The organism is Moraxella caprae DSM 19149 (assembly GCF_000426885.1).
Lineage (GTDB): Bacteria > Pseudomonadota > Gammaproteobacteria > Pseudomonadales > Moraxellaceae > Moraxella > Moraxella caprae.
This window is the reverse complement of record NZ_AUGF01000011.1, coordinates 74,512-82,036: the sequence shown is the minus strand read 5'-3', so window position 1 is coordinate 82,036 and position 7,525 is coordinate 74,512. Positions and strand designations below refer to the sequence as shown.

5 protein-coding genes and 1 pseudogene are annotated in these 7,525 nt (G+C 46.6%); 4 read left to right on the top strand and 2 right to left on the bottom strand.

From position 1 onward, the window contains the following. The first annotated feature begins 372 nt into the window (after positions 1–372). Complete coding sequence (locus K941_RS0105015) at positions 373–1,395, top strand: tyrosine recombinase XerC (RefSeq protein WP_084137677.1); 1,023 nt, start codon at positions 373–375, stop codon at positions 1,393–1,395. On the opposite strand, the pseudogene K941_RS14785 reads toward K941_RS0105015, so the two are convergent. Further along, positions 1,396–2,263, bottom strand: a pseudogene (locus K941_RS14785) (nitrilase-related carbon-nitrogen hydrolase). 308 nt (positions 2,264–2,571) lie between these two features. On the opposite strand from K941_RS14785, the gene rpoN reads away from it, so the two are divergent. Beyond that, a complete protein-coding gene (rpoN, locus tag K941_RS0105000) occupies positions 2,572–4,173 on the top strand; it encodes an RNA polymerase factor sigma-54 (RefSeq protein ID WP_029102749.1) in 1,602 nt (533 codons plus the stop codon). Positions 4,174–4,232: 59 nt separating this feature from the next. Here the strand turns inward: rpoN and K941_RS0104995 are convergent, their stop codons facing one another. Beyond that, positions 4,233–4,697 (bottom strand): hypothetical protein, encoded by a 465-nt coding sequence (locus tag K941_RS0104995; RefSeq protein WP_029102748.1) that lies wholly within the window; start codon positions 4,695–4,697, stop codon positions 4,233–4,235. 582 nt (positions 4,698–5,279) lie between these two features. On the opposite strand from K941_RS0104995, the gene K941_RS0104985 reads away from it, so the two are divergent. Together K941_RS0104985 and ilvN are read left to right on the top strand one after the other, a co-directional pair. Further along, positions 5,280–6,998: an acetolactate synthase 3 large subunit gene (locus K941_RS0104985; RefSeq protein WP_029102747.1), complete on the top strand. Its 1,719-nt coding sequence runs from the start codon at positions 5,280–5,282 to the stop codon at positions 6,996–6,998. Continuing rightward, positions 6,998–7,510, top strand: coding sequence for an acetolactate synthase small subunit (gene ilvN / locus K941_RS0104980; RefSeq protein ID WP_029102746.1), 513 nt, complete (start codon positions 6,998–7,000; stop codon positions 7,508–7,510). Before K941_RS0104985 ends, ilvN begins: the two co-directional genes overlap by 1 nt. The last annotated feature ends 15 nt before the right edge of the window (positions 7,511–7,525 follow it).

Sequence of the window (7,525 nt, the reverse complement as noted above, 5' to 3'; positions counted from 1 at the left end):
TGGGAAATTGGGAAATTGGGAAATTGGGAAATTGGGAAATTGGGAAATTGGGAAATTGGGAAATTGGGAAATTGGGAAATTGGGAAATTGGGAAAATTATTTAACATAATCCAAAATAATTTGGTTGTCATGACAAATCGTGATAAGATAGTTGTTCCTAAATTTCCTAGTCTGATTTTACCAATTTACCAAATCCACCCAAATAATTTGCCCGATATTTATCCAATACTTATCCAATACTTATCTAGCATCTATCCAATAATAGCCATAGCCATGAGACTGTCCGCCATTTTAAACCAAACCCACTCCGCTCAATCATCCAGTAACGCTCATCCGCCAAGCCTAGCTAGGCAAGCAGAGCAGGCTCATGACATGCCCATTAGCCATGATACAGACCCAAAGCAAGCCATGACTCAGACTCTGCTATCAGCGATAGAGCGTTGGCTGTCGTCACTGACAGGGCAGAATTATTCGCCCCACACGCTGTCGGCGTATCGGGCGAGCATGCACCGCTTTGGCGAGTTTTTGGGGCGTTATGGCGTGGACTGGCAGGACTGTCGCCCCAAGGATTTGGAGTGGTATGTCGTGACACGGTTGGAGCAGGATAGGGTGCAGACGGCGAGTGTCAAACGAGACATTTCTGCCATCAAGCGGTTTTATCAGTTTGCCATCAAGGAGCAGGAGCGGACAACAGACGACAAAGCGAGTATCTGCAACCCGACCATCGGTTATCGCCTAAAATCTGCCCCCAAGCCCCTGCCTGTGGTGTTGGATGTGGATTTGATGACACAGCTGTTGGAGCAAGCCCCACCCGATGACCCCAAGCAGGCGGATTTGTGGGTGCGAGATAAGGCGATGTTTGAGCTGATGTACAGTAGCGGTCTGCGTCTGGCGGAACTGGCATCGCTTGATGTGGCGGATGTGGATTTGACCGCCAAATCGGTTAGGGTGCTGGGCAAAGGCAAAAAAATGCGTGTCGTCCCTGTTGGCACCAAGGCGATACAAGCCATCAATGCCTACCTGCCTTATCGCACATCATGGCAAGCCAAAAAAGTCGCCAAAACTGCCAAGCCTGATGACATCACGCCTGCCAGTACCGTCAAGGCGTTGTTCATCAGTGAGCGACACGGCAAAAGACTAAGCGAGCGTGCGATACAGCTTCGCTTGTCGCTGTGTGCCACTCGGGTAGGTATCGCCCAGAGTTTGCATCCACATTTGCTTCGCCACAGTTTTGCATCGCACCTGTTGTCATCAAGTGGTAATTTGCGTGCGGTGCAGGAGCTGTTGGGGCATAGCAACCTTAGCACCACGCAGATTTATACCCATGTGGACTTTGGGTCATTGACCAAGGTTTATGATAAGGCACATCCTAGGGCGACCGCCAAAAAGCCTTAATTATAATTCCACCTGACATTCAAATATCGGCATATTTTTACGAATATCATCTTGCTCATCTTTATCAAAATCAGCATAAATGATTAAAAAATCACCACCGTCTGTCGTGTTTGTACTGCCCACGATTTGCCCATTGGCATTGACTGTCATGCCATGCCCCCACGTCTGGCGGGTTTGGGGCTTGTCCTTGTGAGTAAAATAGTGTGTGCCACCTTGTGCCGAGCCGATGATAAGGCATTGGCTGTCAAGCGAGCGAGCGGTTAGGAGCGATTGCCAATGAGCCTTGCCTGTGGTGTGGGTAAAGGCGGACGGCACAGTGATGATGTCTGCCCCCCATGTCTCTAAGTTTTTGATAAAGCGTGGGAAATCGCACATCAAAACACACCGTTAGCCCTATGCCAACCGCCATACCGCCTAGTATGCAGTGAGCCACCACGGGCGTATCGCCAGCCTCAAAGGTGCGACCTTCATCATAACTGCCCACGCCGTCCGCCACCGACGCCCGAAACAAGTGGATTTTGTCATAGCGGGTGATGAGCGTACCTGTATTGTCAAACAGTAGGCTAGATTGGCGGAACTTGCCGTCTAATTTGCCGTCTATGGGCGTGCCATCAGGGCGAGTAGGGCAAGGGAGTGTGCCTGCTAGGATATGAATGTCGGTATCACGGGCAAGACGTGCATAAAAATCCACCATTTCATCAAAACGGCTGGCAAGCTCTTTTTGCGACCCCATGACGCAGGCATTTTCGGGCAAAACTGCCAAATCCGCCCCGTTGTCTTTGGCGACAGAGACAGCCTGTTTGATAATGGCTAGATTGTTATCAATGTTATCTTGGGAATTTAGCTGAATGTTGGCAATTTTTGGCATGGTTGTCCTTACTGGCAAATAACTTTGAATTTATTATAAAGCCATTTATCAAGCTAGGCAACTTTTGGAAAAATTTGGGGTAACTTGATGGTTGGTGTAATGTTTATGATGGATGGGATTGTGATGGGATTTTAGGCAGGAGAATGAGTTATAAAATAACAATAATGGGCGTTATTGGGGTGTTATGTCGTAAAATTTACGCCTTTTGGCAAAATCTATGCAAAAATTATGCCAAAATGTTGTAAAATTTAAAAGTTGGTAGATATTTTAAATTGGTAGATGTTAACAAGTAGGACAGTAGTACACCCATGAGTCTCTCATTTGGCTTGGGCGTTGGCTTAAACCAATCCCAAAAACTCACCCCACAAATGCAACAGGCGATTCGTCTGCTGGCTTTGTCGCACCTTGAATTAGAGCAAGAAGTGCAGATGAAGCTGGACAGCAATCCTTTGCTTGAACGGGTTGATGAGAGTTTTGAGGTAGAATTTGACCGTGATGAGCTAAGTTTGGATGACTGGACGGATAATAATTGGCAAAAAAATGACAGTCAAGACTCAGATGGTTTTGATGAGCCCTTTGAGAGTGACAGTTATGACAAACTGACTGAATCGGGGCTGGATGATGGGGCGATGGACAGCGACTGGGATAATGTCTATACCCCTGATTTTGAGTATGATGGCGACTTTGGTGCATCGGGCAGGCATGATGATGAGCATGAGTTTTTGGGGGCGACTCATACTAGCATTCAAGAACACGTACGTTTTCAGATGAATTTTAGCCCCATGAACGCCAAAGAGTCGTTGATTTTGGATTATTTGCTGGATGCCATGGATGAGATGGGCTACATCCGTCTGGGCGTGGATGAGCTGTATCAGAACTTGGCGACCCTTGCCAGCTTTTATCAGTGGGAAGAGATGATTAGCCCACCTGAGATTGTTTCGGTATTACAACGCATTCAGGCGTGTTCGCCAACGGGCGTGGGGGCGAGAAATCTGCCTGAGTGCCTAAGATTGCAACTTGACGAGCTGACCAAAGATGACCCTGATTTGCCTTTTGCCGATGAAGCTTATATGGTGCTTGGGGCAACCACTCATTTGGAGACGAACAACATCAAGGCGCTCATGCAGGATACCGACCTAAGTTCTGCCGAGATAAAAGGGGCGATGGCGATTATCCGCAGTCTTAATCCCGAGCCTGCTTCTGAGTTTTATAAAAATGAAGGTAGTATTGACCAAAGTATTGATATTCCTGATATTTTAGTCATCGCCTTAGAAGAGACCAAAGGCAGATATGCCAAAAAATCTTTGGTTAATCTCACCGATACCGACGCATGGCGAGTGGTGCTAAACCAAGACATTATCCCCAATTTACAAATCAATCAAGAATACGCCAGTCTCATCAAAAAAGGTGATGATGGCGATGATAATGTTTATCTTAAAGATAAACTAAATGATGCTCGTCTGTTCATTCGCAGTATCGATGAACGCAACCAAAACTTACTTAAAGTGGCAAGTTGTATCGTTCGCCGTCAGCAGGGATTTTTGGAGCGGGGCGTGGAAGCGATGATTCCTTTGACCCTAAAAAATGTCGCCGATGAGATTGGACTGCATGAGTCTACCGTCTCACGACTGACCACCAATAAGACCATGTTTACCCCGCAGGGTTTATACCCATTAAAATACTTTTTCTCATCTGGTGTGGATAGTGAAGATGGCGAGGTGTCATCAATCGCCATCTCTGCCCAAATTCAAAGCATGATTCAAAATGAAGACCCCAAAAAGCCCCTGTCAGATGCTTATATTACTGGCGTGTTAGAAGGGCAGGGCGTGAGTATTTCACGGCGAACCGTGACTAAGTACCGTGAAGCGATGGGGATTTTGCCATCAACATTGCGTAAGCAAAAAATTTAAGTAAAAAATAAACCCTACAACTTGATGGTGGTAGGGTTTAATATGGGGTGACTGAAAAGTTAGACGCCTTGACAGTATTGGTCAATCAATTGTTGGTGCTGCTGACGTTTTGAGCTAATCTCTTGGTCATTTAAATAAACTCGCTCGCCATTGGCGTTGGTTTCAAAGATACGCCCACCAATGGTTAGGTTGGCAAAGTTAGCACGCAGTGATTGACAGCGGTTGGCAAGTTCTTGGTTTTGTAGAGCTTTATTTTGCTGTTCTAAGTCGGCAATACGCTGAGCTTCTGGCGTTGGAGCAGGGGCGGGCGTGGCAGGCTGTTGTGCCAGTTGTCCTGCATCAGCGGTGCGTCCATCGCTACGCATCTCTAATATTTGAAAGTTTTGGGTGTCTTTGGGTTGCATTTGGCTATAGCGTACTTCGCCATGTTTACCCACGCTTTTGTAAATCTTGGTGGTGTTGGCGTTGGCGGTAATACCAAAAGCGACAATACTAAGTAGGGCGGTTAAAGTATGAATTTTCATGAAAAGTCCTTAATGTTGGATGATGTCAAACACATCTCCATAGTCGGCAAAAAATAATGCTAATATTGCAACAAAACCACGATAAAATCAAGACCGATTAGGTAAATAAATGCGGTATTTGTCGCTTTTTGGCAAAATTTGGCGTGATTTGAAAAAATTAACAATAATGTTTAAAAAAGTATTGGCAAAAGCGAAATTTTAGGGTAAGATAGCAAAATCTTAGTTTTAATAACTAAATTTGTCAAAAGTTTTTTAACTTATAAAAATTAGTTATATAAGTCAGCGTTTTTTTATATCCAAAAAAGACGTTTGTTAAGCCCAAGCGAATAAATTACCGTTTATTCATACCGACTTAACATTGCCCAAGACTTACCGGTCTGCAAGACGACATTTTCATCTTTTTGTCAGTCCTTGTACCACGTCTTTGGTAAGTTGTTTTGTTTCACCCCATTTGGGAAAAGGATTGATATGACAGAGCAAACCACCCAAGCCCCCAACATGACGGGGCATACTCAGACGGCAGACGCTGCCAAACATTTCCATGAAAATCAAGCCAAACTTGCCCGTGGCGAAACCGTTGCCATGAGTGGGGCGGAACTGCTTGTGCAAGCCTTAGTTGATGAAGGCGTAACCCATATCTTTGGCTACCCTGGTGGGGCGGTGCTACATATCTATGATGCTCTATTTAAGCAAGACAAGATTGAGCATATCCTAGTTCGCCACGAGCAAGCGGCAGGGCACATGGCGGACGCTTATAGCCGTGTTACAGGACGTACAGGCGTGGTGCTAGCCACGTCAGGGCCGGGCGTTACCAACACCGTAACTGCCATTGCCACAGCGTTCATGGACTCCATTCCTATGGTGGTATTGGCAGGGCAAGTGCCAAGCACGCTGATTGGTGATGATGCCTTTCAAGAATGCGACATGATTGGCGTGTCTCGCCCTGTGGTCAAGCACAGCTTTGTCGTGCGTAATCCTGCCGAGATTCCCACGATTATCAAAAAAGCCTTTTTTATCGCAAGCTCAGGCAGACCCGGCCCTGTGGTGGTGGACATTCCAAAGGACATGACGAACCCTGCCGATAAATTTGACTATGTCATGCCAAGCGAGATTCATATTCGCTCTTATCAGCCAACATCAAAAGGACATAGCGGTCAAATCAAAAAAGCCCTAGACGTGCTACTGTCTGCCAAACGCCCTGTACTCTACTCTGGCGGTGGCGTGGTACAAGGTGGTGCGTCTGATGAGCTTCGTGAACTTGCCAATTTGTTAAATCTGCCTGTTACCAACACGCTCATGGGGCTGGGGGCATATCCTGCCACGAGCGAGCAGTTTGTCGGTATGCTCGGTATGCATGGCACTTATGAAGCCAACATGACCATGCACCATGCGGACGTTATCCTAGCGGTGGGAGCAAGGTTTGATGACCGTGTTACCAACAACGTCAAAAAATTCTGCCCAAACGCCACCATTATCCACATTGACATTGACCCAACGTCAATCTCAAAAACCATTAACGCTCATATCCCTATTGTGGGCGATGTCAAGCCTGTCTTGACCGAAATGGTTGCGCTTATCAAGTCGAGTGATAAACGCCTAGATGAGCACGTCCTTGCCGACTGGTGGACGCAAATAGGCGAATGGCGTAAACGTCATGGTCTGCGTTATGGCGATGACACGGACGCCGATGTTCATGCGATCATGCCTCAACGTGTTGTTGAAACGCTGTGTAAACTCACGGACGGTAAGGCGATTATCACCTCCGATGTCGGTCAGCACCAAATGTTCGCAGCCCTTTATTATAAATATGACGAGCCACGTCAATGGCTAAACTCTGGCGGACTTGGTACTATGGGTGTGGGCTTGCCTTATGCCATGGCGGCAAAATTGGCTTGCCCCGAAAAAACGGTCGTCTGTATCACGGGCGAAGGCTCCATTCAGATGAATATCCAAGAGCTATCAACATGCTTGCAGTATAATTTGCCTGTTAAGATTTTAAATTTAAACAACGCCCAGCTTGGCATGGTAAAACAATGGCAAGACATGCTGTACGAAGGTCGCCACGCCCAAAGTTATATGAAATCGTTGCCTGATTTTGTCAAACTTGCCGAAAGTTATGGGCATAAAGGCGTAAAAATTACGAGTCCTGCTACTATGGAACAAGAGCTAAAAGAAGCCCTAGAAATGGACGGTTTGGTATTTATTGATGTGTATGTGGACAGAAGTGAGCATGTCTATCCCATGCAAGTGGCAGGGCAGTCCATGCGTGATATGTGGTTATCAAAAGGGGAGCGTACCTAATGGCACAGTTACAAAAACACTTGATTTCGGTACTTATGGAAAACGAAGCAGGCTCACTGTCTCGTGTGGTGGGGCTGTTTAGTCAGCGTGGCTATAACATTGATACGCTAAACGTCGCCGCTACCGAAGACCCCACGTTATCACGGCTTACCCTGACCACGATTACGACCGCCGATAAGATTGAGCAGATTACCAAACAACTTCATAAACTCATTGAAGTGGTCAAAGTCCAAAATCTGTCCGAAGTCTCTGGCGGTAGTCAGATTGAGCGTGAGCTTATGCTCATCAAAGTACGAGCGACAGGGGCATACCGTGAAGAAGTGTACCGCACGGCAGACATATTCCGAGCCCAAATCGTGGACGTATCGGCAAACCTTTACACCATTCTTATCACAGGGGACGCAGGCAAGTTAGATGGCTTTATTGAAGTCATCGGACGAGATAAAATCCTAGAAGTGGTACGCTCTGGCGTGATTGGTATTGCACGGGGGGAGCGGACGCTTTCTTTGTGATTGTGTTAGCCATTA

Bases quoted from the DNA above. Each gene is read 5' to 3' on its own strand.
- K941_RS0105015 (WP_084137677.1), top strand. From the start codon at position 373: ATGCCCATTAGCCATGATACAGACCCAAAGCAAGCCATGACTCAGACT.
- rpoN (WP_029102749.1), top strand. From the start codon at position 2,572: ATGAGTCTCTCATTTGGCTTGGGCGTTGGCTTAAACCAATCCCAAAAA.
- K941_RS0104995 (WP_029102748.1), bottom strand. From the start codon at position 4,697: ATGAAAATTCATACTTTAACCGCCCTACTTAGTATTGTCGCTTTTGGT.
- K941_RS0104985 (WP_029102747.1), top strand. From the start codon at position 5,280: ATGAGTGGGGCGGAACTGCTTGTGCAAGCCTTAGTTGATGAAGGCGTA.
- ilvN (WP_029102746.1), top strand. From the start codon at position 6,998: ATGGCACAGTTACAAAAACACTTGATTTCGGTACTTATGGAAAACGAA.